Genomic DNA, 23,017 nt, shown 5'->3' with positions numbered 1-23,017 from the left:
GCCCCGCCGAGCTGACGCTCGACGGGGCAAAGCAGGGCCCGAATTAACCAACAGTGTCGCACGTCGCGGCCGGGCCCTCTTCGCGCGTCGCGCAGGCGCGGTTCTGCGCCGTATCCGAGGGTGGGTGTCCCGCCGCACCGAAGAGTTCGCGCAGGTGAGGGGCGGTGGGAGAGGGAGTCGCGGCCCCGGGGAAGAGCGTGCTCTTCCCCGGCAACAGAAAAGGCAAGGGAGAGTGCCCGTCCCTTGCCACTCTCAACTTATAGCGCACCAGGGGGCTTGCGGCAAGGCCCCTGTCGTGCCGCAGAATCGCTCGCCGAGGCCAGAACCTGCGGAAACGGGAGACCACGAAGTGCATGTGTTGTTGACGCCCTATGAGTCGCGCGGTGACGTCGAGCCGGCGGTGGGACGCGGGGCGCGGTCGCTCGGCACCGGCGTGCGGGTGTGCGCGCCGTGGAACGTCGCGGGCGCGACCCAGGATCGGGGCTGATGTCATGAACCCTCTGACCACCAGCGCGTTCGACCTTTCCGACCGCCTCTCCGCCAAGGCCGACCCGATGCTGGTCGCCGGGGACGAGCAGCACTTCGCAGCCATCGCGCGGAGCCTCGACGAGGCGATCGCCGAACTCTCCGACCGCCTCGACGCCGAACGCAGGGCGCCCGGCGGCGTCGGCCGGGAGGCGATGGAGCGGGACATGGAGATCCACCGGCTGTCAGGCCGTCTGCGCGCCCTGCGCCGCTTCGGCCTGGACCTGTGCCTCGGACGCGTCGTCGGCGCGGACGACCCCGAGCCCGTGTACATCGGACGGCTCGGCCTCACCGACAGCGCGGGCCGCCGGCTGCTGGTCGACTGGCGTTCCCCCGCGGCCGAGCCGTTCTTCGCGGCGACCCACGCCAACCCGATGGGCCTGGCGAGCCGCCGCAGATACCGCTGGACCCGCGGCCGGATCAGCGACTACTGGGACGAGGTGTTCACGCCGGACGGGTTCGTCGGGCACGCCGCGCTCGACGACCAGTCCGCCTTCATCGCCAGCCTGGGCAGCAACCGTTCGGAGCGGATGCGCGACGTCCTCGGCACCATCCAGTCCGACCAGGACGCCATCATCCGCGCGGGATCCCGTGGCGCCCTCGTCGTCGACGGCGGCCCGGGTACGGGCAAGACCGTCGTCGCCCTGCACCGCTCCGCCTACCTCCTCTACTCCGACCCCCGGCTCGGTCAGCGGCGCGGCGGCGTGCTCTTCGTCGGTCCGCACCAGCCCTACCTGGCGTACGTCGCCGACGTCCTGCCCAGCCTCGGCGAGGAGGGCGTGCAGACCTGCACCCTGCGGGACCTCGTCGCGGAGGGGGCCGGTGCGGCGGTCGAGACCGACCCGGAGGTGGCCCGCCTGAAGTCGTCCGCGCAGCTGGTGCAGGCGGTCGAGACAGCCGTCAAGTACTACGAATCGCCTCCCACCGAGGGGATGACGGTCACGACCCCCTGGGCCGACGTGTGGCTGAGCGCGGCCGACTGGGCCGAGGCGTTCGAAGCGGCGGAACCAGGTACTCCGCACAACGAGGCGCGTGACCAGATCTGGGAGGAGCTGGTCACGATCCTGACGGACAAGCTCGACGGAGACGTCTCGCCCCAACTGCTGCGCAGGGCGCTGCTGCACGACGAGGAACTGACCGGCACCCTCCACCGCGCGTGGCCGCTGCTGGAAGCCGCCGATCTCGTCGGCGACCTCTGGTCGGTCCCCGCCTACTTGAGGATGTGCGCTCCCTGGCTCAGCCCCGACGAGGTGCGCACGCTGCGGCGCGCGGACGCCCAGGCCTGGACGGTGTCCGACCTGCCGCTCCTGGACGCGGCCCGGCAGCGGCTCGGCGACCCGGAGGCGGCTCGGCGCAAGCGCCGGCACGAGGCCGCCCTCGCCGCCCAGCGCGAGCGCATGGCCCAGGTCGTCGACAACCTGATCGAGGCCGCGTCCTCCTCCGGCGCCGACGGTGACGACGGCGAAGGGCTGGTGACGATGCTGCGCGGCCGGGACGCCCAGGTCAGCCTGGTCGACGAGTCCGAACTGCCCACCACCGACCCGGACCTGCTCGCGGGCCCGTTCGCGCACATCGTCGTGGACGAGGCCCAGGAACTGACCGACGCCGAGTGGCAGATGCTGCTGCTGCGGTGCCCGTCCCGGAGCTTCACCATCGTGGGAGACCGCGCCCAGGCCAGGCACGGGTTCACGGAGACGTGGCAGGAACGGCTGGAGCGGGCCGGGCTCGACCGGATCGACGTGGCCTCGCTGAGCATCAACTACCGGACGCCGGAAGAGGTGATGGCGGAGGCCGAGCCGGTCGTCCGGGCTGTGCTCCCGGACGCCAACGTGCCGACGTCCGTCCGCCGCTCCGGCATCCCCGTCGTCCACGGGTCGGTCGCGGATCTGGAATCGGTCCTCGGCACCTGGCTCGCCGCGCACGACGACGGGATCGCCTGCGTCATCGGGGATCCCACGTTCCGGGCGACGGGCCGCGTCCGGTCGCTGACCCCGGAGCTGTCGAAGGGGCTCGAATTCGACCTGGTCGTCCTCGTCGACCCGGAGGCGTTCGGGGAGGGGACCGAGGGGGCGGTTGACCGCTACGTCGCGATGACCCGGGCGACCCGGCAGCTCGTCGTCCTCACGAGTTCCTGACGCGACCGGAAGCGCGCGCACCGGCAGGACGCCCGCCTGCCGGTCGCCGCTCCGGCCTCGCCGAACGGACAAAAGCCTGCCGGTTGCCGGTGCGTCCACACCGGCAACCGGCAGGCTGACAGCGGTCGCTGGGCTCCGCCGCGACGATTCCGTCCGGCCCACCGGACGGTTCAGCGACCGCTCGCCACGACCTGACTAGCTCGCTTCCCGTGTGTCCTGCGGGCCCTGCGCGGCCTTGGCCTCTTCGACGGACTTGCGGACTTCGTCCATGTCGAGCTCGCGGGCCTGCCCGATGACGTCCTCCAGCGCGGCCTCCGGCAGCGCGCCGGGCTGCGCGAACACCGCCACGTTCTCGCGCACGATCATCAGCGTCGGGATGGAGCGGATCTCGAACGCCGCGGCCAGTTCCTGCTGGGCCTCGGTGTCGACCTTGGCGAAGACCAGGTCGTCATGACGCTCGGACGCGCTCTCGAAGACGGGGGCGAACTGCCGGCAAGGACCGCACCAGGAAGCCCAGAAATCGATCAGAATGAAGTCGTTGTCGGACACGACCTGATCGAAGTTTTCCTTGGTGAGCTCGACGGTGGCCATGGTGTGCTCCTCTTCCTGGCATAGCGGGCGAAGCCTCCCGCACAACGGCATGCGGGCTCGCGATATTCCGCCTGCCCGGCTGGCCACGACGCACACCCCCGACCAGACTGCGCGTATGACGAATGCAGTGGATGCGTCCGACGCGGCCGAGTACGACGTCGTGGTGGTCGGGGCCGGGCCCGTCGGCGAGAACGTGGCGGACCGCGCCCGGGCGGCCGGACTGACGACGGCGGTGGTGGAGAACGAACTGATCGGCGGTGAGTGCTCCTACTGGGCGTGCATGCCCAGCAAGGCACTGCTGCGCCCGGTGACCGCACGGGCCGACGCCCGGCGCGTGCCGGGGCTGCGTCAAGCGGTGCGGGGGCCGCTCGACGCGGCCGAGGTCTTCGCGCACCGCGACTACTACGTGTCGAACTGGAAGGACGACGGCCAGGTGAGCTGGCTGGAGTCGATCGGCGTGGACATCCACCGGGGCCGGGGCCGGCTCGACGGCCCCAGGAAGGTCACGGTCGAGTCCCCCGTCGGGCGAGCGGTACACCCTGACCGCGGGGCACGCCGTGGCGGTCTGCACCGGCAGCCGCGCCGCCGTGCCCGATCTGCCGGGCGTGGCCGGGGCGAACCCCTGGACCAGCCGTGAGGCGACCAGCGCGGGCAAGGCGCCGGACCGGCTCGTGGTCGTCGGCGGGGGAGTCGTCGCCGTGGAGATGGCCACCGCCTGGCAGGCACTCGGCTCCCGGGTCACCCTGCTCGTACGCGGAAACGGCCTGCTCGCCCGGATGGAGCCGTTCGCGGGCGAGCTGGTCGCCGAGGCACTCACCGAGGCCGGCGCCACCGTGCGCACCGGAATCTCCGTCGCCGCGGTGGAGCGGGGCGAGGGCGGCGACGGTCCGGTCACCGTCGTCCTCGACGGCGGCGAACGGATCGAGGCCGACGAGGTCCTCTTCGCCACCGGCCGCGCGCCGCGCACCGACGACGTCGGCCTCGACACGGTCGGCCTGAAGCCCGGCTCCTGGCTGGAGGTCGACGAGAGCTGCCGCGTCGAGGGCCAGGACTGGCTGTATGCCGTGGGCGACGTCAACCACCGGGCCCTGATGACCCACGAGGGCAAGTACCAGGCGCGCGTCGCGGGCGCCGCCATCGCCGCCAGGGCGCACAGCGAACCCCTGGACACGGCCCCCTGGGGCGCCCACTCCGCCACCGCCGACCACGCCGCCGTACCGCAGGTGGTCTTCACCGACCCCGAGGCCGCGTCGGTCGGCCTCACCCTCGCCCAGGCCGAGGCCACCGGACGCCGGGTGCGCGCGGTCGACTACGACATGGCGTCCGTCTCGGGCGCCGGCCTGTACGCCGACGGCTACCGGGGCCGCGCCCGCATGGTCGTGGACCTGGACCGCGAGACGGTACTGGGGGTCACCTTCGTGGGCCCGGGCGTCGCCGAACTGCTGCACTCCGCCACGGTGGCGGTGGCCGGCGAGGTCCCGATCCCGCGCCTGTGGCACGCCGTCCCGGCCTACCCGACGATCAGCGAGGTCTGGCTCCGCCTCCTGGAGACGTACCGGGGCTGACCGCCCGGACCGCCGGCCCGGAGTGCCGCAGGCGCCGCTCAGCCGTCGCGGCCCTGCGGGCGGCGCCGGGCCCGGCGGCGAACTTCTTCCGCCAGGCCAGGGACACGTACACCAGCCCGATCAGCACCGGGACTTCGATGAGCGGCCCGACGACGCCGGACAGGGCCTGACCCGACGTCACGCCGAAGGTGGTGATGGCGACGGCGATGGCCAGTTCGAAGTTGTTGCCCGCCGCCGTGAACGCGAGGGTCGCGGTGCGGTCGTACGCCAGGCCGAGCGCCTTGCCGAGCGCGAAGGTGCCGAACCACATCAGGGCGAAGTACACGAGCGGCGGGACCGCGATGCGGACCACGTCCAGCGGCTGCGAGGTGATCGTCTTTCCCTGGAGGGCGAAGAGGACAACGATCGTGAAGAGCAGGCCGTACAGTGCCCAGGGGCCGATCCTCGGCAGGAACCGCGTCTCGTACCGCTCGCGGCCCAGCTTCCGCTCGCCCACGCGCCGGGTGAGGAAGCCCGCCAGCAGCGGGACGCCCAGGAAGACGGCGACGTTCAGGGCGATCTTGCCGATGGAGATGTCGAGGTGCTCGCCCTCGCCGAGGCCCAGCAGGCCGGGCAGCAGTTCGAGGTAGAACCAGCCGAGGACGCCGAAGGCGACGACCTGGAAGACGGAGTTGAGGGCGACCAGGACGGCGGCGGCCTCGCGGTCGCCGCAGGCCAGGTCGTTCCAGATCATCGCGATGCAGCGGGCCAGGCCGACGATGATCAGACCCGTGCGGTACTCGGGCAGGTCGGGCAGGAAGATCCACGCCAGCGCGAACATGACGGCGGGGCCGGCGACCCAGTTGACGACGAGCGAGGAGATCATGAGCCTCTTGTCGCCGGTGACCGCGTCGAGCCTGTCGTAGCGGACCTTGGCCAGCACCGGATACATCATGATCAGCAGGCCGGCGGCGATGGGCAGCGAGATGCCGCCGATCTCGACCTTCGCGAGGGCGTCGTTCAGCCCGGGAACCAGGCGGCCGAGGCCGAGCCCGAGCGCCATGGCGAGCAGGATCCATACGGCCAGGAAGCGGTCCAGGGTCGAGAGCTTGGCGACGATCGAGGCGTCCTCGGCCGGAGGCGTGGCGGCGGGCCGGGTGGTGGGCGTGATCATCAGCAGGACCGCTTCCGGTCGCTGTCGATCGTCGTACGGGCCGTGGCGGCCAGATCGGCGAAGGACTCCGCGAGGGTCGAGGAGATCGCCCCGGCGCCGGCGCGGGGCGACGGGAAGACGGCGTGAGCCGGCCGCACGGGCCGCGGGCGGCCCCGGCCGCCGTGGGCTGATTTCCGGCGGGCCGCCCGCCCGTAACCCGGCGAGTCGGGCGGAGTTCCACCGACACGGAAAACAGGACGATTCACAAGCCGGGTCGGGATGGCAAGGTGCAGGAGCCGCAGTTGCGATACGGCTGCGGCCGGCGCGGCGATGGTCGGGCCGTGGCACGGAACAAAGGAACGAACTGATGGCAACAGGCACTGTGAAGTGGTTCAACGCGGACAAGGGCTTCGGGTTCATCCAGCAGGACGAGGGCGGCCCGGACGTGTTCGTCCACTTCTCCGCCATTCAGAGCCAGGGCTTCAAGGAGCTCCACGAGGGCGACAAGGTCGAATTCCAGGTCACCCAGGGCCCCAAGGGCCCGCAGGCGGAGGATGTCACCCTCCGGTAGTGCCCCCGCGGTGTCCGGCCCCGCGCCTGACCGCCGGGGCCGGGCACTCGTGCTCCCCGTTCTCTCCCCGCTACGGGCGGCGTGCCACGAGGCGGCCGCCCGCCGGCTCGCGGCCGGCTCAGCCCTCGGGCGGCACGGGCTTGAGCACGGCGAAGGTCGCGCCGAACGGGTCGGCGAGCCAGGCGAGCCTGCCGACGTCCGGGATGTCGGCGGCGGGCATGACGACCGACCCGCCGTTCCCCTGCGTCCTGGCCACGGTCTCGTCGGCGTCCCCCACCGCGAAGTACGGGATCCAGCGGGGCTTCTCGGCGGCGTCCCGCAGCGCGGCCACTCCGCCGAACGAGGCCTCCTGCTGGTCGCCTTCGGCGGTGGAGAGCACCGTGTACGGCATCCCCGGGGCGTCCATCTCCTGCGCCCGCCAGCCGAACAGCGAGCCGTAGAAGCGCAGTGCCGCCGCCGGGTCCCCGGTGTGCAGCTCCGCCCAGCACAGGGTGTTGGGCTCCGAGGTCAGCTCCAGGCCCTTGACGTCGGTCGGCTGCCACAGCGCGAACTCTGCGCCGCCCGGGTCGGTGAGGGCGGCCATCCGCCCGGCGTCCATGACGTCGAACGCCTCCAGACGCACGGTTGCGCCGCTCTGCTCGGCCGCCTTGACCGTCGCGTCCGCGTCGGGCGTCTGGAAGTACACCGTCCAGGCGGAACTGGCTCCCTCCTCCGTCAGCGGCCCGAGGGCGGCGACCGTCCTGCCGTCGATCTGGAAGAAGCCGTAACCGCCGGCCTCGGGGCCCGCCGACAGGAAGTCCCAGCCGAAGACGCTCCCGTAGAACGCGGCGGCTCCCGCGGTGTCCGGACTGCCGAGGTCGAGCCAGTTGGGGGACCCGGTGACGAAGTCGGTGCTCAGCATGGTGGTACGCCCTGCCTCTCTGGAGGTTTCTCGCGGGGGTGGCCGAACGGAGCACCTGTCAGCCTTGCCGATCGCGTCCATGCGGGCGGAGGCCGTCACGATGGCGGGGGCCCGGTTTCATCCTCATGGACCAGTGGACCGGCGTACGGGAAACCACCCCCTAGGGCCGGCCGGCCCCCTGTCAGTGCCGGTGCCCCGGGACTCGCGTCTCGGGCCGGCCGGCCGGTGGCCCGGCGCTCGTGCCCGGCTTCCCGGCCTCGACCGTGAAGGCGGCGGTGCGCACCTTGTCGCCGTGCCGGAAGTCGAGGAAGAGGCGGTACGTTCCGGAACTCGGCGCCGTGGCGGTGAAGGACACCTCCGGGCCGGGCTCGGTGGAGCCGTCGCCGGGTTCGCCGCCGGGATGGACGTGCAGGTAGGCCAGGTCGCCGGAGCGCAGGGCGACGAGATGGCCGTACGCGCCGAGGTGGGGCTGGAGGTCGGTGACCGGCCTGCCGTCCTTCGCCACGCGCAGCCGGAGTTCGCCGCTGCGCCCGGGGCGCAGTCCGCCGGTCAGGGTGACGTCGTACCCGTCGACCCTCGCGGTCGTCGCGGGAGCCGGCACGGGGGCGGGCGCGTATGCACCCGTGGCGGCCAGGTCGGCGCCGAGCGTCAGTGCCCCGGCGCCCTCCTTCGCGGGCTTGAAGTCGGCGAAGGCCCGGTAGGCGCCCGCCGCCGGCAGGTCGGCCGACGTGCTCCAGGTGCCGTCGGCGGCGCGGGTCGGGTGCAGGTGGCGGTAAACGGTCAGATCGCGCGAGGCGACGACGAAGTGCAGCTCCTTGCCGTGTTCGCGCGCGAACGCGGTCACCTTGCGGCCGCTCTCGTCCCGGATCGAGAAGCGGAGCTCCGTGCGCTTGCCGGCCGCGACCCGGGGGGTTTCGAGGGCGAGGGTGTAGCCGTCCTCGGAGACCTGGAGGCCACCGGCTGCGGCCGCCGCCCCGTGCCCGCCGTCACTGACGCCGCCCCCGGTCGCCTCCTCCTCCCGCGCCGCCCCGTGCCCGCCGTGGCCCGCGGGCCGCTCGTCCGCCACGACGGGGCCCACCCCTGTGCCGACGCCGTACGCCGTGCCGAACGTCGTGGCTGCCGCTGCGGCGAAAGCTGTGATCCTCAGTCCGGTGTTCATGACGCCCCCAGGAAGTACGGGCCGCCGCCGGACGGCGGCCGATGGCTCCAAGATACCCCTGGGGGGTATCAAGTCAAGCCGGGAGGGCTGCCTCCGCAGGGCCCTCGGTCAGGCCGTCCGGTCGCGGCGGCCCGGTTCCCCGGGCGGCTCGTGGCCCGGCCGCGTCCGGGGTGCGAGCGCCGGTGCGACGTTCCCGAGCACGGTGTCGCGGTCGATCACGACCCGGGCCACGTCGTCCCGGCCCGGCACCTCGTACATGACGTTGAGCAGCAGCTCTTCGAGGATCGTGCGCGCGGCCCGGGCGCCCGTGCGGCGCAGCAGCGCCCGGTCGGCGATCGCGCCGAGGGCCTCCTCGGTGAACTCCAGCTCCACGCCGTCGATCTCGAACAGCCGCTGGTACTGCTGGATCAGCGCGTTGCGCGGCTCGGTGAGAATCCGTACCAGCGCCGCCCGGTCGAGCGGTTGCACGGCCGAAATCACCGGGAGGCGGCCCACGATCTCGGGGATCAGACCGAACGTGAGCAGGTCCTGCGGCAGGACCCCGGCGAGAGGGCTCCGTCCCCCGGAGACCCCCGCGGTCGCCGGGGCCGCCGCGCCGAACCCGATGCCCCGGTGCCCGGCCCGCTGCTCGACGATCCGTTCCAGGCCGGCGAACGCCCCGCCCACGATGAAGAGCACATCGCTCGTGTCGAAGGCGATGAACTCCTGCTGCGGATGCTTGCGTCCGCCCTGCGGCGGCACGCTCGCGGTCGTGCCCTCCAGGATCTTCAGCAGCGCCTGCTGTACACCCTCCCCGCTGACATCACGGGTGGCCGAAGGGTTCTCACCCCTCCGGGCGATCTTGTCGATCTCGTCGATGTAGACGATCCCGGTCTCGGCCTTCCGCACGTCGAAGTCGGCGGCCCGGAGGAGCCCCAGCAGGATGTTCTCGACGTCCTCGCCGACGTACCCGGCCTCCGTCAGGGCCGTGGCGTCGGCGGTCGCGAACGGGACCTCCAGCATCCGGGCGAGGGTCTGGACGAGATACGTCTTGCCGCACCCGGTGGGGCCCAGCAACAGGACGTTGGACTTGCCCAGTTCGACGTGCTCGCGCCCCTCCTGCCGGCCGCTTCCCGCCGGTTCGCGACGGCCGGCCGCCGATCCGACGCGCTTGTAGTGGTTGTGGACCGCCACCGCGAGCGCCTTCTTGGCGTCGTCCTGCCCGATGACGTACTGGTCGAGGAAGGCGTGGATCTCGTGGGGAGTCGGCGGCCTGCGCGGCGTCCCCCCGGACGGCCCGTCCGGTTCCTCGGCAATGAGTTCATTGCACAGGCCGATGCATTCGTCGCAGATGCAGATCCCCGCCGGACCGGCGACGAGCTTCTTGACCTGCTTCTGGCTCTTCCCGCAGAAGGTGCACTTCAGCAGGTCGCCGCTGTCACCGATACGTGCCACTCGGAAACGTCCTCACTCGTTGCGGGCCATTCGAATGGCATCACCATATGACGTCACCATCTGGATGCCGACGGTATCTTGAACCGACACGGACGGCAACGCGCAGGCAAGTGAGGACCATGGGCCGGCTCAGCAGGGCGGAGCTGCAGGAGCACAACCGCGCGAGGGTGCTCGAAGCGGCCAGGAACGAGTTCGCCGAGCGCGGTTTCCCCGGCGCCACAGTGGACGCCATCGCCGAGCGCGCCGGTCTGACCCGCGGCGCGGTGTACTCCAACTTCCCCGGCAAGCGGGCCCTGTACTTCGCCGTCCTGGCCGACCTGGCCGAGCGCGCGCCCGGCCCTCCGCACCCCGAGCCCGGCCGCACCGGCCCCGAAGCACTCGGCGCGCTCGCCCGCGCCTGGCTGGCCGAACTGCCGCTCGTCGGCGGCGGTACGGGCGGCCGGGGCGGATCGCCCCGCCTGGGCAGACACCTGATGGCGGAGGTCCTCGCCGAGGAGCGGGTGCGCCTGCCGTTCGCACAGCTGATGAAGCTGGACGCGATCCTCCTGGGCCTGGCCCTTGAGGAGCTGCGGCCGCCCGGCGCACCGCCCGGGCGTCTGGTGCGCAGGGCGGAGGCCGTCCTCACGACCCTGCACGGCGCGAGTCAGCTGGCGGACGCCGCACCGGGCTTCGTCGACCCCTTCGGCGTCGTCCGCGCCTGCGAACGGCTCGCGGGCCTCGACCGCCAGGACGCCTGGCCGCCGCCGCACCTCCCGTACATCCCCCGGGCGCGGCCCGCCGACGAGCCCTGGTCCCCGCCGGTCGTGCTCGACGCCGTGCGCGGCGGGCCCGCGCGGCTGGCGGACGACGGGGTGGTGGCGGTCCTCGGCCTGCACCGGCTCGAAGCCGCCGAGGAGGCGGTACGGGAGGCTCCGTCCGGGGCCGCGGTCACCGCCGTCCTGGTCACCGGCGAACCGGCCGAGCTGCTGCCGCTGGCACGCCTGGCCGTCGCCGGACTGTGCGGCAGCCTGCGCCGGGCGTTCCCGCCGTCGGCGTGGCCACGGCTCCAGGTCGTGTACGACGGGTCCGGCGCCCTCGCGCGAGCGGCCGGCGTACCGGCCGTGAGTGACGGCACCGAGGCGGCGGTGCGCGTCGAGGCGGGCCGGATCGTCGCCCGCGCCGACGGGCGCGGGGCATGCCACGCGGCGGCGGCCGCCGCGCGGAACGTGTCCGAGTCAGCCGGTGCGCCGCACCCGGGGGAGAACCGCCGGTGACCCCGGCGTCACCACAGCGCTGCCGACCCGCTTCCCTGCCGCCGGGACGATGTGACGCTGTGCCGCGTCGGGCGAACCGCTTCAGCCCAGTTCGAGGCTCGTGACGCCGAACAGCCCCGCGCGGTCGATCTCCGGCACCGGCCCCGTGTACATCCGGGCCGTCTCGAACACCGCCGCCAGACCGAGCTGTTCCATGAGGCGCCCGGCAGCCGGATGGCTGTCCGGTACGTCGACGGCGACCGGCTCGCCGGGCGTGGTCGCACCGAGGGTGGCCAGCAGCGCGGCGGCCACCTCCGGGGTCTCGGCGTACAGCGGGCCGACGCGCGAGGCGGCGCGGCAGGCGCGCAGGACGGCGAACCCTGTGAGCCGTCCGTCGCGGACCGCCGCCAGGGCGGTGTGCCGGGGAGAGGTGATCCACGACGCCAGGAACGGATCGCGAGCCGCGGGGAAGAACCGGCGGTCGTACGCGGCGAGCTGCGTGAACGGCAGCGTCCTGGCGTCCACCAGGCTGATGCCGGCCGGTGTCACGGCGTCCCCGGAGCCGGCCCCGTGCGGGACCCCTTCGTACCGGATGTTGTTCCAGGCGGTCTTGAAACCGGACCTGCGGTAGTTGTCCTGCTGCTCCACGACGCCGTCGAGCCCGACGTTGCGTCCGTCGAGGCGCTCCATCCCGGCCCGCCACACCTGGATGCCGTATCCCTGGCCGCGCAACGGGGGGCGGGTGATGTAGAAGCCCAGGAAGCCGAAGCCGGCGCCGTAGCGCACGACCGAGACGCAGGCGGCGGGCTCGCCGTCGAGCCGGCCCATCAGGAAGGCCCGCGGGTCGGTGGCGTAGAAGGCCCGGCCGTCGTCGAGGCCCGGATTCCATCCCTCCGCGTCCGCCCAGTCGCCGAGCAGCGCGATGTCCTGCGCGCTGGCGACCCCGATCTCGAATGCAGGCATGTCTCGCTCCCGGTACGCGTGTCGGCGCGGGGCGGTGACCCCGGCGGTTGTCTTGACCTCAAGCGCGCTTGATGTCCCACGTGATCCCGACCCCGGCAGCAACAGCCCCGCCGGCGAACGGATTCAGGAGCGTATGACATGCACGCGATACAGCTGCGCGCTTTCGGCCCCCGCCCGGGACCCGCGCTACGAGGAGGTCCCCGCGCCGGTACCGGCCGAGGGCCAGGTGCGGATCGACGTGCGGGCGAGCGGAGTTCACCTGATCGAGACCCTGCACCGCCACTCACCCGCTTCCCCCTCGCGCGGGCCGCCGACGCGGGCGGCCCTGGAGGCACGCGAGACGGAGTGCCGAGTGGTGCTGACGATCCGATGCTCAATCAGTTGGCAGGAGCAGTAGAGGTGTTGAGGGGGAACCCTCAGTCGACGCGCGGTCCCAGGTGGGTGGTGAACCAGTCCTGGGCGAGCTCGGCGACCTGCTCCAGCGCGCCCGGCTCCTCGAACAAGTGCGTGGCGCCGGCGACCACTTCGAGGTGGTTCTCGCAGCGCAACTCCGCCTGGGCCCGCCGGTTGAGATCCAGCACCAGCGTGTCCCGTCCGCCCACGACGAGCAGTGTCGGCGCGCGTACGTCGCCCAGCCGGGGCCGGGCCAGGTCCGGCCGACCGCCGCGCGAGACGACGGCCCCGATCTCCGTGCCGGCGGACGTGCCCGAGGCCGCGGCGGCCCGCAGCGCCGCCGCGGCCCCGGTGCTCGCCCCGAAGTAGCCGAGGGGCGCGGACGTACGGGTCCGCAGCCAGCGGGTGGTGTCCGCGAGCCGTCCGGCGAGGGTGTCGATGTCGAAGACGTTCGCGCGGTGGGCTTCCTCGGCGGGGGTGAGCAGGTCGAGGAGCAGCGTGCCGAAGCCGGCCCGGTTCAGGGCCGTCGCCACCGACTTGTTCCGCGGACTGCGGCGGCTGCTGCCGGAGCCGTGGGCGAACACGACGACCCCGCCGGCGCCCCCGGGAAGAGTGAGGTCCCCGGCGAGCCGGACGCCGTCGGCCTCCACCGCCACCTCCACCTCCTCGGCGGTCTCCCCGCCCGCGCCCCGGGCGGCCGTTCGCCCGGCGGGTCCGGCGGCCCGGGCCAGCAGCGCGACGACCTCCTCGTCGGAGGTCTGGGTGAAGTCCTCGTACCACTCGCCGACCGCACGGAACATGGCCGGAACGGACAGGCACACGACGTCGTCCGCCCGACTGCTCAGCCGCGCCACGGCGTCGGGCGCGGCCACCGGGGCCGCGAGCACCACGCGGGCCGCGCCCTGCGCCCGTACGACCTCGCACGCGGCGGCCGCCGTGGAGCCGGTCGCGATCCCGTCGTCGACCACGACGACGGTCCGCCCCCGCAGCGCCAGCCGGGGCCGGTCGCCACGGAACCGCCGCGCCCGCCGGTCCAGCTCGGCCTTCTCGGCGCGTTCGACCGCTGCCGCCTCGTCCGGCCCGACCCCGCTGCGGCGGACGATGTCGTCGCTGATGACCCGCGCCCCGCCCTCGCCGATGGCGCCGAACCCCAGCTCGCGGTGGTAGGGGACGCCGAGTTTGCGTACGACGACCACGTCGAGGGGGGCGCCGAGCGTTCTGGCCACTTCGTAGGCCACCGGAACTCCGCCGCGCGGCAGGCCCAGTACGACGGGATCGTCGGCTTCCAGGTGTCGCAGGGCCACGGCGAGCCGTTGTCCCGCGTCGGCGCGATCGGTGAACAGCACGGTGGTTCACCCCCAACCCCAGGGGAGACAGAAACCACGTCCACACCCTCTTCGAACCAACCCCATCCGTCACCGCCGCGCAAGTCGGCGGCCCCGGGCAGTCGGCGTAACCGCTGTACGGCATACGGACCCGGGCGGGACGCCCCGGCCTTGAGCCGCACCGGTTGCGGTTCGCTCGTCCGGGGGTCACGATGTCCCTGACCCACTGGTGCCTATCGCTCACTCTTCGTGTTCGGGGATCGTTGCTGCAACGAGGTGAAGCATGTGGGCCTCGCGGTAAGGAGCCACGGCCATGACACTTCCCAGCGGCCGGTTTTACGCGGTCGAACTGCACGTATCGGCGGAGCGCGTCTCGCAGATCCGGCGCATTGTTGCCGCTCACCTGCGGCACTGGAGTCTCGAGCTGCACATCCAGCCGGTGTGCAGGGGTGTCGAGGAACTTCTGAACAATGTCCACCGCCATGTCGGCGACGACAACCGGTGTGTGGTCGAACTGCGCTGGACCGGCAGGCATCTCACGGTTTCGGTGGCCGACAACGGCCCCCCGATGCCACGCCTCGCCTCCGCCGGCGGAGGCGGACTCGCCGCTGTGGCCCGGCTGTGCGACAGCTGGGGGACCTGCGGCACCGCCGACGGCAAGGTCGTCTGGTTCACGCGGCGCGTCGCGGACGCGCACAACAGCCCCCTGGTGCCGTGCCCGCCCGTTCCGGGCGTGGGCGACGCCAAGGGGCAGCCGGAGCCGGCTCCCGCGCCCGCTCCGGCTCCGTCCGCCGCGTCCCCCGTCCCCGTCCCCATTCCCGCGCTCGTCTAGCCCGGGAGGTCCGCGGGCCGACCGGGGAAGTCGCCGGACAGTGCGGCGGCCAGCCGCAGATGCGGCGCCGCCTCGCTGCCCCGGCCCTGCCGCTCCAAGGTGCGGCCCAGCATCAGCTGGGCGTAGTACTCGACCGGGCTGCGTTCCACGATGGAGCGCAGCCCGGTCTCCGCTTTGCCCAGCTGGGCGGAGTGGTAGTACGAGCGGGCGAGCAGCAGGCGCGGGGAGAGCTGCTCGGGGACCTCGTCGACCAGGCCGGTGAGGACGCGCGCGGCCTTGTCGTACTCCTTGGCGTCGAAGAAGAGCCGCGCCCGCGCCCAGCGTTCGGCGGCGGTGCCGTGGCTGTAGTAGACGTCGTTCGGATTCGTCCGTGCGGTCGTCGCGGTCATCGGGACCCTCCTGTCGGCGCCCCGGGGAACCGGGGCCGTGCGACATGCCCAACAGCGCGCGGTGGTTGAACATTCCATGAAGTTGGTGCGGTCAGTCCGCCGCGCGACTGCTCTCGCCCAGGCCGGGCCCCAACCGGTGCGCGGCTTCCCCCGGAGCGAGGCGCTCGACCACTTCGGCCAGCTCGTGACAGGCCAGCTCGATCTTCATTCGGACGGTCTGCTGCTCGGTGATGATCGCCGCCAGCAGCAGCCCGGTCAGCGCCGCCGAACCGTTGAGGGCCTGGAGGGTGAGCATGACCTCGATGAGGCTGTGGTCGGCGAACGGTCCGACGCGGTCGATCGCCGACGAGATCGCCATGACGGACACGAACGCCGCGCAGGGCGCGCTCCCCGCCAGCTGGAAGCGCAGGGCCGCCCAGATCAGGAGCGGGAAGGTGAGGAAGAGCAGGGACAATTCGCTGCGGGTGGCCAGGGGAACGACCACCGCGGCGGTCACCGTCAGCGCCGCGGCCTCCGCCCACCGGGAGGTGTCGCGCGGCAGCCGGAACCGCCGGAGCACGACCAGCAGCGGTGTCACCACGAGCACGCCCATGGCGTCCCCCGCCCACCACGCCGCCCACACCGGCCAGAAGTTGCCGAGCGGCAGATTGCCGGTGAGGACCAGCGTGCCGCAGCCCACGGTGGCGCTGATCAGCATCCCGCCCAGCGCGCCCAGGAAGACCAGCGCCACCCCGTCCCGCAGCCGGTTCAGCTCGACGTGATATCCCACGCGGCGCAGCATCAGGTACGCGCACACCGGAGCCAGCGTGTTGCCCGCCATGATGGCGATCTCGGCGGGGCGGAACGAGGTGAGCGACAGCACCACGAGGAGGGTGCCCAGCGCGATCCCCGGCCAGATCCGCAGCCCCATCTGGAGCAGGCAACTGAGGGCGATCCCGGTGGGCGGCCACAGGGGCGTGACGACGGAGCCCTCGACGGTCACCTGCTCCAGGAGACCGATCTGCCCGGCCGCGAAGTACGCCACGGCCACGCCGAGAATCCGAAGAACGACTCCGGACACGCGTCGGATCTCCTCGGTGCGCATCACACCAGCCATCAGACAACGCACCCGGCCGTGACGCCGGCCGTGACACGCCCCGCCGGGGCGCCCACCTCACCCGGGCCGCTCCGCCGGCGGTGGTCCGTCGTACGTCAGGACGAGCACCGCCGCGTCGTCCGCGTGGCCGGTGGAGTCCGCCACCTTCATCACCTCGGCGGCCAGCACGTCGGGATCGCCGCAGCACCCGGCGGAGACCAGGCCGGCCACCTGCTCCAGACCGGCCTCTATCGGAAACGACGGCCCCTCGACCACACCATCCGTGACCAGCACGAAGGACCCCGGCTGGGTCATCCGGCGCCGGGCGACCGGGTACTCCTCGCCGAGCATCAGACCGAGCGGCAGTCCGCCGTCGTCCTCGGCGATCCCGCACCGGCCGTCGGCCGAGGCCCAGACGATGGGCACATGACCGGCGCGGGCGCTCTCCAGCTCCTGGGTGGCCGGGTCGAAGCGCAGGAACGTACAGGTCGCGAAGAGGCTGCTGTCCACCGACAGCAGCAGCTCGTTCGCCCGGCGGAGCACCTCCCCGGGATCGGCGGCCGACACGGCCACCGCGCGCAGGCCGATCCGCACCTGCCCCATGAAAGCGGCCGCTTCCACGTCGTGGCCCTGTACGTCGCCGATGCAGAACGCCAGCGAACCGTCGGGGAGCGGGAACGCGTCGTACCAGTCGCCGCCGATGTCCAGGCCGTGGCGCGCGGGCGAGTAGCGGGCCGCGACCCGCAGCCCCGGTACGGAGGGCAGCTCCGCCGGCAGCATCTCGCGCTGAAGGGCCTCGGCCAGTTCGACCCGTGCCTGTTGCAGCTCTGTGCCGGTACGGACCTGCGCCGTGAGCCGCCCGAGCCGGGTCAGCAGGTCGTCGGCGCTCGTGGGGCGACGCCGGGTCATGGACCGCTCCGAGATTCATGGGCTCATGCTCGCGAACCACTGCCGGAAACCGCGCGCAGCGGCACGCCCCATCGTATTTCCAGGACGCCACTTCCGCTCAGCGAGCATCCCCCGGCCGCACGCCCGGTTCCGTCGATCCCGGGGGGAGGCCGTAGCCCGGGCGGGTACGCAACGGTTCTCCTGAGCCGCACGGGACGAGCCGGGCGAGCGAGTACGTTGAGCGCATGAGCAATCTCGAGCGCCAGGCGGTGCCGTCCGTCTGCGGCGGCCGCGGCTTCGTCGTGGCCGAGCCGGTGCGTGAACTCCTCACCGCCCGCGAGGTCCGGCTCGGCGAGTCCACCCGGGTGCGCAGGCTGCTGCCGAACCTCGGCCGCCGCATGATCGGCGCCTGGTGTTTCGTCGACCACTACGGGCCCGACGACATCGCCGACGAGCCCGGCATGCAGGTCGCGCCGCACCCGCACTTCGGTCTTCAGACCGTCAGCTGGCTGCACGAGGGCGAAGTCCTGCACCGGGACAGCCTCGGCAGTCTCCAGACGATCCGCCCGCGCGAGCTCGGCCTGATGACCTCGGGCCGGGCCATCAGCCACTCGGAGGAGAGCCCGCGACCCCACGCGCGCCTGCTGCACGGCGCCCAGCTGTGGGTCGCGCTGCCCGAGGGCCACCGCGACATCGAGCCGCACTTCCAGCACCACGCGCGGCTCCCCGCCGTCACGGCGCCCGGCCTTACCGCGACCGTCCTCCTCGGCTCCCTCGACGGCGCCGCGTCGCCCGGTACGACGTACACGCCGATCGTCGGCGCCGACCTCGCGCTGGCGCGCGGCACCGAGACCCGCCTGCCTCTCGACCCCGACTTCGAGTACGCCGTCCTGTCCATGTCCGGCGAAGCGCATGTGGACGGCGTCCCCGTACTCCCGGGCTCGATGCTCTACCTGGGCTGCGGCCGCACGGAACTGCCGCTGCGCGCCGAGTCCGACGCCGGCCTGATGCTCCTCGGGGGCGAGCCCTTCGCGGAGGAACTGGTCATGTGGTGGAACTTCATCGGGCGTTCCCACGAGGAGATCGAGCGGGCGCGGGCGGACTGGATGGAAGGGATCCGCTTCGGCGAGGTCCACGGCTACGCAGGCGACCGCCTTTCCGCCCCCGAACTCCCCCCGGTGACCCTGAAACCGCGCGGTAGGGTGCGCTGACCCGGGGTCGGAGCAACGAGGGCCGCGTTCCGCCGTCGGCGCGGCGGCATTGCAGCCGCGCGCACACCTGCCCCACTGCCATCATGCGCGGCAATGCGACGGTTCCGTGATTTGTCCGTAACGGCGGTACTGGCGGGTCGCCGCCATGTCGGCTACCCGCCAAGTGATGGTGTCCTCAAGCAACTTGTCACCCCCGAGACTCTTCGCCGCACCCGGAGACCCCTTGCACCGGGCGTACGAGGAGCGACAGATGACGAGAGCTCCCGCGAGACGCGGAGCCCGGATGGTGGCGGCCGGTCTCTCGCTCGTGCTGCTTCCCACCGCGCAGGCCGCCGCCGGTGGTACGGGCGGCGCCGGACGTGACGCCGCCGAGAGACATCCGTCCGCGGTCGCCCGAGGCGCGCACACGGTCACCCTGATCACCGGCGACAAGGTGACCGTCGCCGATCTCGGCGGCGGCAGGAAGAGCGTCACGGAACCGGCGTCTGGGCATCGTGGACGCGGGCGCCGAGGCCCTGTTCGTCACGGACGACGAGCCGGGCAGGCTGATGGGGTGGTTCGGCACGCGTACGACCTGTCCGAGGGCCACCCGGGGGCGGTGCCGGACGAGGACCTGACGTACCGGCCCGGACAGCGCGAACTGGCCGTCCTGGACACGAAGTTCCACGCCGCGAAGGCGGCCGACGGCAGCGACTTCCGCTACTCGATCACCGGCACCTTCCCCGTCGGGTTCGGCTTCCAGGAGAAGGTCGCGTTCCCGGCCGAACGCACCGACTACGTCAGCACCGGCCCCGGCCAGCGCTGGCACGAGTCGGTCACCAACGGTCCCGGTGCGATCGAGCAGCGCAGCGGCACCCCCGTCTACCGGGGCGGCGCCCGCTCAGAGCTGAACTGGTTCAAGCCCGTCCTGCACCCGTGGCTCGGCACCGGCCTCGGCTGGGGCCAGCAGCGCAGCGGGAACGACCTGATGTTCAACACCCGGGGCTGGGGTGACTCGGGTCCTGACCACACCGGCTTCGGCGACGTGTGGAGCGACGACTCGATGACCCGGTTCACCGAGGTGTACGCGGGCGGCTACCGGGTCGTCACCGACACCGCCTTGGATCCGGACCGCTGGCGGCTGTCCACCAGGGGCCACGCGGAGTGGACGTTCCGCTCCAAGGAGACCCCCGCCGACCGGCTCACCGTCCTTCCGCTGCTCAACCTCTGCTTCGACGTGGACACCGGCCTGACCGGCGACGTGCGGGCGGGCAAGCGGCTGGAGCTCGGGATCTTCTCCGAGTACGTCAAGAAGGCCGAAGGCACCGAAAAGATCCGCGGCGGCACGCCGGAGGTCTCCTACGACGACGGCGCCACCTGGACCAGGGGCGGGCTCGACGGCGTACGCGGCAGGCCCGCCGCCTGGGCGGGCTCGGTCCGGGTGCCGCACGACGCGAAGTACATCTCGCTGCGGGCTTCGGCGGCCGACGACCGGGGCGGCTCGGTGCGGCAGGAGATCATCCGCGCCGTGGGCGTGACGCAGTAGCGGAACGCCGCGCGCACCGGCCCGGTACGGCTCACACCGCACCGGGCCGGTGGCGGTCTTCGTCGTGCGGACCGAAGCGGGCCCCACGGCACAAGTCGTGCGCATCAAGCGTTGGTTGACTTTTCATCACCGCGTCATCCCTCGACACGTGCCGCGCGACGCGGTTCGGTAAGCATGCAATGGGCATGCCAATCTGGCCGCGCGCTCGACGTCGCGGCCGTCAGGAGGACGCAGTGAAGTCGAGTTCGTGGATGCGCAGGGCTCCGATCGTCCTGGCCGGCGCCGTGGCGCTGGTCATCGCCTTTCCGGGCAGCGCCCTCGCTGCCCCGCCCCCGGCGCTGCCGGCCGGCGCGGACGGACTGGAGCAGACGTTCCAGCCCGCCTTCGACTACGACACGGACGGCTGCTACCCGACGCCCGCGATAGGGCCCGACGGGACGGTGAACGGCGGCCTCAACCCCTCCGGCGCCCTCAACGGCCAGTGCCGCGACTCCTGGGACCTCGACAACACCAACGGATACGCGCGGTCCAAGTGCAACAACGGCTGGTGCGCGATCATGTACGGGCTCTACTTCGAGAAGGACCAGGCCGTGGCGGGCAGCGGCCTCGGCGGGCACCGCCACGACTGGGAGCACGTCGTGGTGTGGGTGCGGGACAACCAGGCCCAGTACGTCTCCACCTCCGCCCACGGCAGCTTCAACATCCACGGCCGCGGCGGGATCCGCTGGGACGGGACGCACCCCAAGGTCGTCTACCACAAGGACGGCCTGAGCACGCACTGCTTCCGCCCGGCGAACTCCAACGACGACCCCCCGGAGAACCACTACGGCGGATGGCAGTTCCCCCGGCTGGTCGGGTGGAACGGCTATCCCGCCGGTGTCCGCGACAAGCTCGTCCAGGCCGACTTCGGCAGCGCCGTGTTCGGCCTCAAGGACGGCAACTTCAACGCGCACCTGGAGAAGGCCAAGCCGTCCGGCATCCCGTTCGACCCCCACGCCGCCTGATCCGTCGTCAGGGCGTAGGAGTGCCGGGGCGGGGGAGCGGCACGGGCTTCCCCGCCGGAACGTACTGGGCGTACTGGGCGGCCTGGGTACGGAACATCGCGGCGTAACGGCCGTCGGCTGCGATCAGCTCGTCGTGGCTGCCGTGTTCGGCCAGCCGGCCCTGGTGCAGGACGTAGATGGTGTCGGCGTGGCGCACGCCGGACATCCGATGGGTGACCAGGACGACGGCCCGCTGCGGCCCGGCCAGGCGGCGGATGCGCTCGAACGCCTCGATCTCCGCCTCGGGGTCCAGCGCGGAGGTCGGCTCGTCGACGATCAGCACACTGTCGTACGCACATGTGCCGGTGCGCCAGTGCGTACGGGCCAGGCCGATCTTCTGCCACTCCCCGCCGCTGATCTCCGACGCGCCGCGGAACACCCGGGCCAGCAGGGTCCGCAGCCCCTGGGGGAGCTTCGCGACGACCGGCGAGGCGCCGGCATAGGCGACCGAGGGTTCCAGGTCCTCTGGGGTGGCGGCGCGGTGGGGCCGCCCGATCCGGATGTTCATCGCGGCGGTCACCGGCCAGCGCTGGAAGTCCTGCGTGAGCAGGGAGACCCGCTCGAAGAGCTGGGAGCGGTCCAGGTCACCCAGTTCCACGCCGCCCCAGGACACACGGCCGCTCTGCGGCAACAGCAGCCCGGCGAGGATCTTCATCAGCGTGCTCTTCCCCGAACCGTTCTCGCCGACCACCGCGATCACGGACCCCATCGGTACAGAGAGGGACACCTCGTCCAGCGCCGGCTCGTCCCGGTCCGGGTACCGGTAGCCGACCTTGTCCAGCGTCACCCCGTCCATCCGCACCGGCACGCTCGCTCCCCCCTGGGGGACGGCACGTCCGGCCGCCTCGGTGAGGAACCGGTCGTGGTCCTGCACGTACAAGGACTCCTCGTGCAGTTCGTTGACGTTCATCACCAGCGCCCCGAGGCTCGCTGAGCCCGAGCGGACGGCGATCACCGCCGTGCCGGCGACCGCGAGGTCCATCCGCCCGGTCACGATCAGCCAGCCCATCACCGCGTACGTGCAGGCCATGGCGACGCCGGAGAGCGCCGCCGCCACCAGTTCGGTGACCGCCTTGCCGTTGGCGAGCCGCTTCTGCTCGGTCTCGGCGCTCTCGGCCATGTCGCGGTAGCGGTCGAGGAGGAACGGGCCGACCGCGTGGATCCGCACCTCCTGGGCGGCCGTGCGTTCGGTGAGCAGGCTGCCGATCAGACGGCTGGCCCTCATGTGCTCGACCCAGGTCATCACCGACACGTACCGCTCCTGCGCCACCCGCATCGCGCCCCAGCCGCGCGGGGCGGCGATCAGCAGCAGCATCGGCAGCAGCACGGGGTCCAGGACCGTGAGGATCCCGGCCGTGGCGATCAGCGCGATCGTGCCGTTGAGCGCGGCGACGCAGGCGCCGATCATGCGCCGGGCGGAGGGGGCCCCGTACTGCGCCACGTCGATCAGACGGCGGAAATCCGGGTCCTCGATCGCCTCCAGCTCCACCGCCGTGGCCGCGGCCAGGTACTCGGTGGTGGCCAGTCGCTCCACCAGCGGTTCCAGGCGCCCGGCCCTGGAGGTCGACCAGCCCGCGAGGCCGGCGTTGATCACGGCGACGACCGCCACGACCACCAGGCCCGGCAGGGCGGCGCGCAACCGGTCGGCCGGGGTGCCGGCGCCGAGCAGGGCGTGCATCACCGCGTTGACCGCCAGCAGGGTCACCGCCGCCGCGACCCCCTGCCCGGTCTCGCTCAGCCCCACGCCCAGGAGCGACGGCCGGTCCGCCCGCCAGGCCCGGCGCAGGGTCCCGCCGACCAGCCGCGGCATGGCCCGGATGGCCGTCGCCATCGTCAGGTCGAGCTGCGCCCGCTCGTGCTCGGACCAGCCCATGTCGTACCGCAAAGGGCCCCCGAAGAGCTCGCGCTCCGCCTCCGAGACCGCGGGCTCGTGCATCCGTACCCGCCCGAAGAACCTCTTCACGCCGCATCGCTCCCGCCTGTGACCTGGGCGGTGCTGCCCGCCGACCGGTGCATGAGTCGAAGTTGCCCAGCGGCGCCCCGTTGTAGGCGCGGCGGCCCCCAGGGCGCGTGGCCGCCGTCACTTCGCGCCCGTCCCGCGCCCCCTCGGCTGTGAGTCGGCCCATAG

Annotated in this window: 19 protein-coding genes and 2 pseudogenes; 9 read left to right on the top strand and 12 right to left on the bottom strand. The window is 72.6% G+C overall.

Features of this window, described 5'->3' with window-relative positions; translation table 11 throughout:
* Window positions 1–491 precede the first annotated feature (491 nt).
* Complete coding sequence (gene helR / locus IE185_RS10690) at window positions 492–2,660, top strand: RNA polymerase recycling motor ATPase HelR (RefSeq protein WP_138897909.1); 2,169 nt, start codon at window positions 492–494, stop codon at window positions 2,658–2,660.
* A 195-nt stretch (window positions 2,661–2,855) separates the two neighbouring features.
* Here helR and trxA read toward each other — a convergent pair whose 3' ends face one another.
* Entirely contained in the window at window positions 2,856–3,251 is a 396-nt protein-coding gene (gene trxA, locus IE185_RS10685) for a thioredoxin (RefSeq protein ID WP_138897910.1), read from the bottom strand.
* Window positions 3,252–3,366: 115 nt separating this feature from the next.
* Between trxA and IE185_RS10680 the strand changes: the two are divergent.
* A pseudogene (locus IE185_RS10680) lies at window positions 3,367–4,816 on the top strand (dihydrolipoyl dehydrogenase family protein).
* On the opposite strand, the gene arsB reads toward IE185_RS10680, so the two are convergent.
* Window positions 4,773–5,969, bottom strand: a complete 1,197-nt coding sequence (gene arsB / locus IE185_RS10675; protein ID WP_170198379.1) for an ACR3 family arsenite efflux transporter — start codon at window positions 5,967–5,969, stop codon at window positions 4,773–4,775. The pseudogene IE185_RS10680 and the gene arsB overlap by 44 nt on opposite strands.
* On the bottom strand, window positions 5,969–6,106 hold the full coding sequence (locus IE185_RS10670) for a hypothetical protein (protein ID WP_189715035.1): 138 nt from the start codon (window positions 6,104–6,106) through the stop codon (window positions 5,969–5,971). Before IE185_RS10670 ends, arsB begins: the two co-directional genes overlap by 1 nt.
* Before the next feature lie 209 nt (window positions 6,107–6,315).
* On the opposite strand from IE185_RS10670, the gene IE185_RS10665 reads away from it, so the two are divergent.
* Window positions 6,316–6,519, top strand: a complete 204-nt coding sequence (locus IE185_RS10665; RefSeq protein ID WP_138899275.1) for a cold-shock protein — start codon at window positions 6,316–6,318, stop codon at window positions 6,517–6,519.
* A gap of 118 nt (window positions 6,520–6,637) precedes the next feature.
* Here IE185_RS10665 and IE185_RS10660 read toward each other — a convergent pair whose 3' ends face one another.
* The 3 genes from IE185_RS10660 to clpX all read right to left on the bottom strand — a co-directional run bounded on the left by IE185_RS10660 (window position 6,638) and on the right by clpX (window position 10,013).
* Complete coding sequence (locus tag IE185_RS10660; RefSeq protein WP_138899274.1) at window positions 6,638–7,420, bottom strand: VOC family protein; 783 nt, start codon at window positions 7,418–7,420, stop codon at window positions 6,638–6,640.
* 181 nt (window positions 7,421–7,601) lie between these two features.
* Complete coding sequence (locus IE185_RS10655) at window positions 7,602–8,579, bottom strand: DUF8832 domain-containing protein (RefSeq protein WP_189715033.1); 978 nt, start codon at window positions 8,577–8,579, stop codon at window positions 7,602–7,604.
* 108 nt (window positions 8,580–8,687) lie between these two features.
* Window positions 8,688–10,013, bottom strand: a complete 1,326-nt coding sequence (gene clpX / locus IE185_RS10650; RefSeq protein ID WP_138894591.1) for an ATP-dependent Clp protease ATP-binding subunit ClpX — start codon at window positions 10,011–10,013, stop codon at window positions 8,688–8,690.
* A 119-nt stretch (window positions 10,014–10,132) separates the two neighbouring features.
* On the opposite strand from clpX, the gene IE185_RS10645 reads away from it, so the two are divergent.
* Entirely contained in the window at window positions 10,133–11,266 is a 1,134-nt protein-coding gene (locus IE185_RS10645) for a TetR/AcrR family transcriptional regulator (protein WP_138894590.1), read from the top strand.
* Window positions 11,267–11,347: 81 nt separating this feature from the next.
* Here the strand turns inward: IE185_RS10645 and IE185_RS10640 are convergent, their stop codons facing one another.
* Window positions 11,348–12,208: a GNAT family N-acetyltransferase gene (locus tag IE185_RS10640; protein WP_138894589.1), complete on the bottom strand. Its 861-nt coding sequence runs from the start codon at window positions 12,206–12,208 to the stop codon at window positions 11,348–11,350.
* Window positions 12,209–12,341: 133 nt separating this feature from the next.
* Between IE185_RS10640 and IE185_RS33850 the strand changes: the two genes are divergently transcribed.
* Window positions 12,342–12,605 (top strand): hypothetical protein, encoded by a 264-nt coding sequence (locus tag IE185_RS33850; RefSeq protein ID WP_189715031.1) that lies wholly within the window; start codon window positions 12,342–12,344, stop codon window positions 12,603–12,605.
* Window positions 12,606–12,624: 19 nt separating this feature from the next.
* Here the strand turns inward: IE185_RS33850 and IE185_RS10630 are convergent, their stop codons facing one another.
* Window positions 12,625–13,947, bottom strand: coding sequence for an alpha/beta family hydrolase (locus IE185_RS10630; protein WP_138894588.1), 1,323 nt, complete (start codon window positions 13,945–13,947; stop codon window positions 12,625–12,627).
* Window positions 13,948–14,239: 292 nt separating this feature from the next.
* On the opposite strand from IE185_RS10630, the gene IE185_RS10625 reads away from it, so the two are divergent.
* Window positions 14,240–14,758 carry an ATP-binding protein gene (locus tag IE185_RS10625; protein ID WP_138894587.1) on the top strand — a complete coding sequence of 173 codons (519 nt, stop codon included), beginning with the start codon at window positions 14,240–14,242 and terminating at the stop codon, window positions 14,756–14,758.
* Here the strand turns inward: IE185_RS10625 and IE185_RS10620 are convergent.
* From IE185_RS10620 to IE185_RS10610, 3 genes are all read right to left on the bottom strand, one after another.
* Window positions 14,755–15,147 (bottom strand): tetratricopeptide repeat protein, encoded by a 393-nt coding sequence (locus tag IE185_RS10620; RefSeq protein WP_138894586.1) that lies wholly within the window; start codon window positions 15,145–15,147, stop codon window positions 14,755–14,757. The genes IE185_RS10625 and IE185_RS10620 overlap by 4 nt on opposite strands.
* Window positions 15,148–15,238: 91 nt before the next feature.
* Entirely contained in the window at window positions 15,239–16,234 is a 996-nt protein-coding gene (locus IE185_RS10615) for an MASE1 domain-containing protein (protein WP_229843441.1), read from the bottom strand.
* 66 nt (window positions 16,235–16,300) lie between these two features.
* A complete protein-coding gene (locus IE185_RS10610; RefSeq protein ID WP_138894585.1) occupies window positions 16,301–17,131 on the bottom strand; it encodes a PP2C family protein-serine/threonine phosphatase in 831 nt (276 codons plus the stop codon).
* A 224-nt stretch (window positions 17,132–17,355) separates the two neighbouring features.
* Here IE185_RS10610 and IE185_RS10605 point away from each other — a divergent pair, with 224 nt between their 5' ends.
* The 3 genes and pseudogenes from IE185_RS10605 to IE185_RS10595 all read left to right on the top strand — a co-directional run bounded on the left by IE185_RS10605 (window position 17,356) and on the right by IE185_RS10595 (window position 20,850).
* Window positions 17,356–18,321: a pirin family protein gene (locus IE185_RS10605; protein ID WP_138894584.1), complete on the top strand. Its 966-nt coding sequence runs from the start codon at window positions 17,356–17,358 to the stop codon at window positions 18,319–18,321.
* Window positions 18,322–18,818: 497 nt separating this feature from the next.
* Window positions 18,819–19,846 (top strand): annotated as a pseudogene (locus IE185_RS10600) (S8 family serine peptidase); the annotation flags it as partial.
* A 251-nt stretch (window positions 19,847–20,097) separates the two neighbouring features.
* Window positions 20,098–20,850, top strand: coding sequence for an NPP1 family protein (locus tag IE185_RS10595; RefSeq protein ID WP_373303708.1), 753 nt, complete (start codon window positions 20,098–20,100; stop codon window positions 20,848–20,850).
* 7 nt (window positions 20,851–20,857) lie between these two features.
* Here IE185_RS10595 and IE185_RS10590 read toward each other — a convergent pair whose 3' ends face one another.
* Window positions 20,858–22,825 (bottom strand): ABC transporter ATP-binding protein, encoded by a 1,968-nt coding sequence (locus IE185_RS10590; protein WP_138894592.1) that lies wholly within the window; start codon window positions 22,823–22,825, stop codon window positions 20,858–20,860.
* Between the last annotated feature and the right edge of the window lie 192 nt (window positions 22,826–23,017).

The organism is Streptomyces chryseus (assembly GCF_014650755.1).
GTDB lineage: Bacteria > Actinomycetota > Actinomycetes > Streptomycetales > Streptomycetaceae > Streptomyces > Streptomyces chryseus.
The sequence above is the reverse complement of the archived record's forward strand: the minus strand, read 5'-3'. Positions and strand labels throughout refer to the sequence as shown.

Coding starts and splice junctions, on each gene's coding strand:
- helR (WP_138897909.1), top strand. CDS start 492: ATGAACCCTCTGACCACCAGCGCGTTCGACCTTTCCGACCGCCTCTCC.
- trxA (WP_138897910.1), bottom strand. CDS start 3,251: ATGGCCACCGTCGAGCTCACCAAGGAAAACTTCGATCAGGTCGTGTCC.
- arsB (WP_170198379.1), bottom strand. CDS start 5,969: ATGATCACGCCCACCACCCGGCCCGCCGCCACGCCTCCGGCCGAGGAC.
- IE185_RS10665 (WP_138899275.1), top strand. CDS start 6,316: ATGGCAACAGGCACTGTGAAGTGGTTCAACGCGGACAAGGGCTTCGGG.
- IE185_RS10660 (WP_138899274.1), bottom strand. CDS start 7,420: ATGCTGAGCACCGACTTCGTCACCGGGTCCCCCAACTGGCTCGACCTC.
- IE185_RS10655 (WP_189715033.1), bottom strand. CDS start 8,579: ATGAACACCGGACTGAGGATCACAGCTTTCGCCGCAGCGGCAGCCACG.
- IE185_RS10645 (WP_138894590.1), top strand. CDS start 10,133: ATGGGCCGGCTCAGCAGGGCGGAGCTGCAGGAGCACAACCGCGCGAGG.
- IE185_RS10640 (WP_138894589.1), bottom strand. CDS start 12,208: ATGCCTGCATTCGAGATCGGGGTCGCCAGCGCGCAGGACATCGCGCTG.
- IE185_RS33850 (WP_189715031.1), top strand. CDS start 12,342: ATGACATGCACGCGATACAGCTGCGCGCTTTCGGCCCCCGCCCGGGAC.
- IE185_RS10625 (WP_138894587.1), top strand. CDS start 14,240: ATGACACTTCCCAGCGGCCGGTTTTACGCGGTCGAACTGCACGTATCG.
- IE185_RS10620 (WP_138894586.1), bottom strand. CDS start 15,147: ATGACCGCGACGACCGCACGGACGAATCCGAACGACGTCTACTACAGC.
- IE185_RS10610 (WP_138894585.1), bottom strand. CDS start 17,131: ATGACCCGGCGTCGCCCCACGAGCGCCGACGACCTGCTGACCCGGCTC.
- IE185_RS10605 (WP_138894584.1), top strand. CDS start 17,356: ATGAGCAATCTCGAGCGCCAGGCGGTGCCGTCCGTCTGCGGCGGCCGC.
- IE185_RS10595 (WP_373303708.1), top strand. CDS start 20,098: ATGCGCAGGGCTCCGATCGTCCTGGCCGGCGCCGTGGCGCTGGTCATC.
- IE185_RS10590 (WP_138894592.1), bottom strand. CDS start 22,825: ATGCACGAGCCCGCGGTCTCGGAGGCGGAGCGCGAGCTCTTCGGGGGC.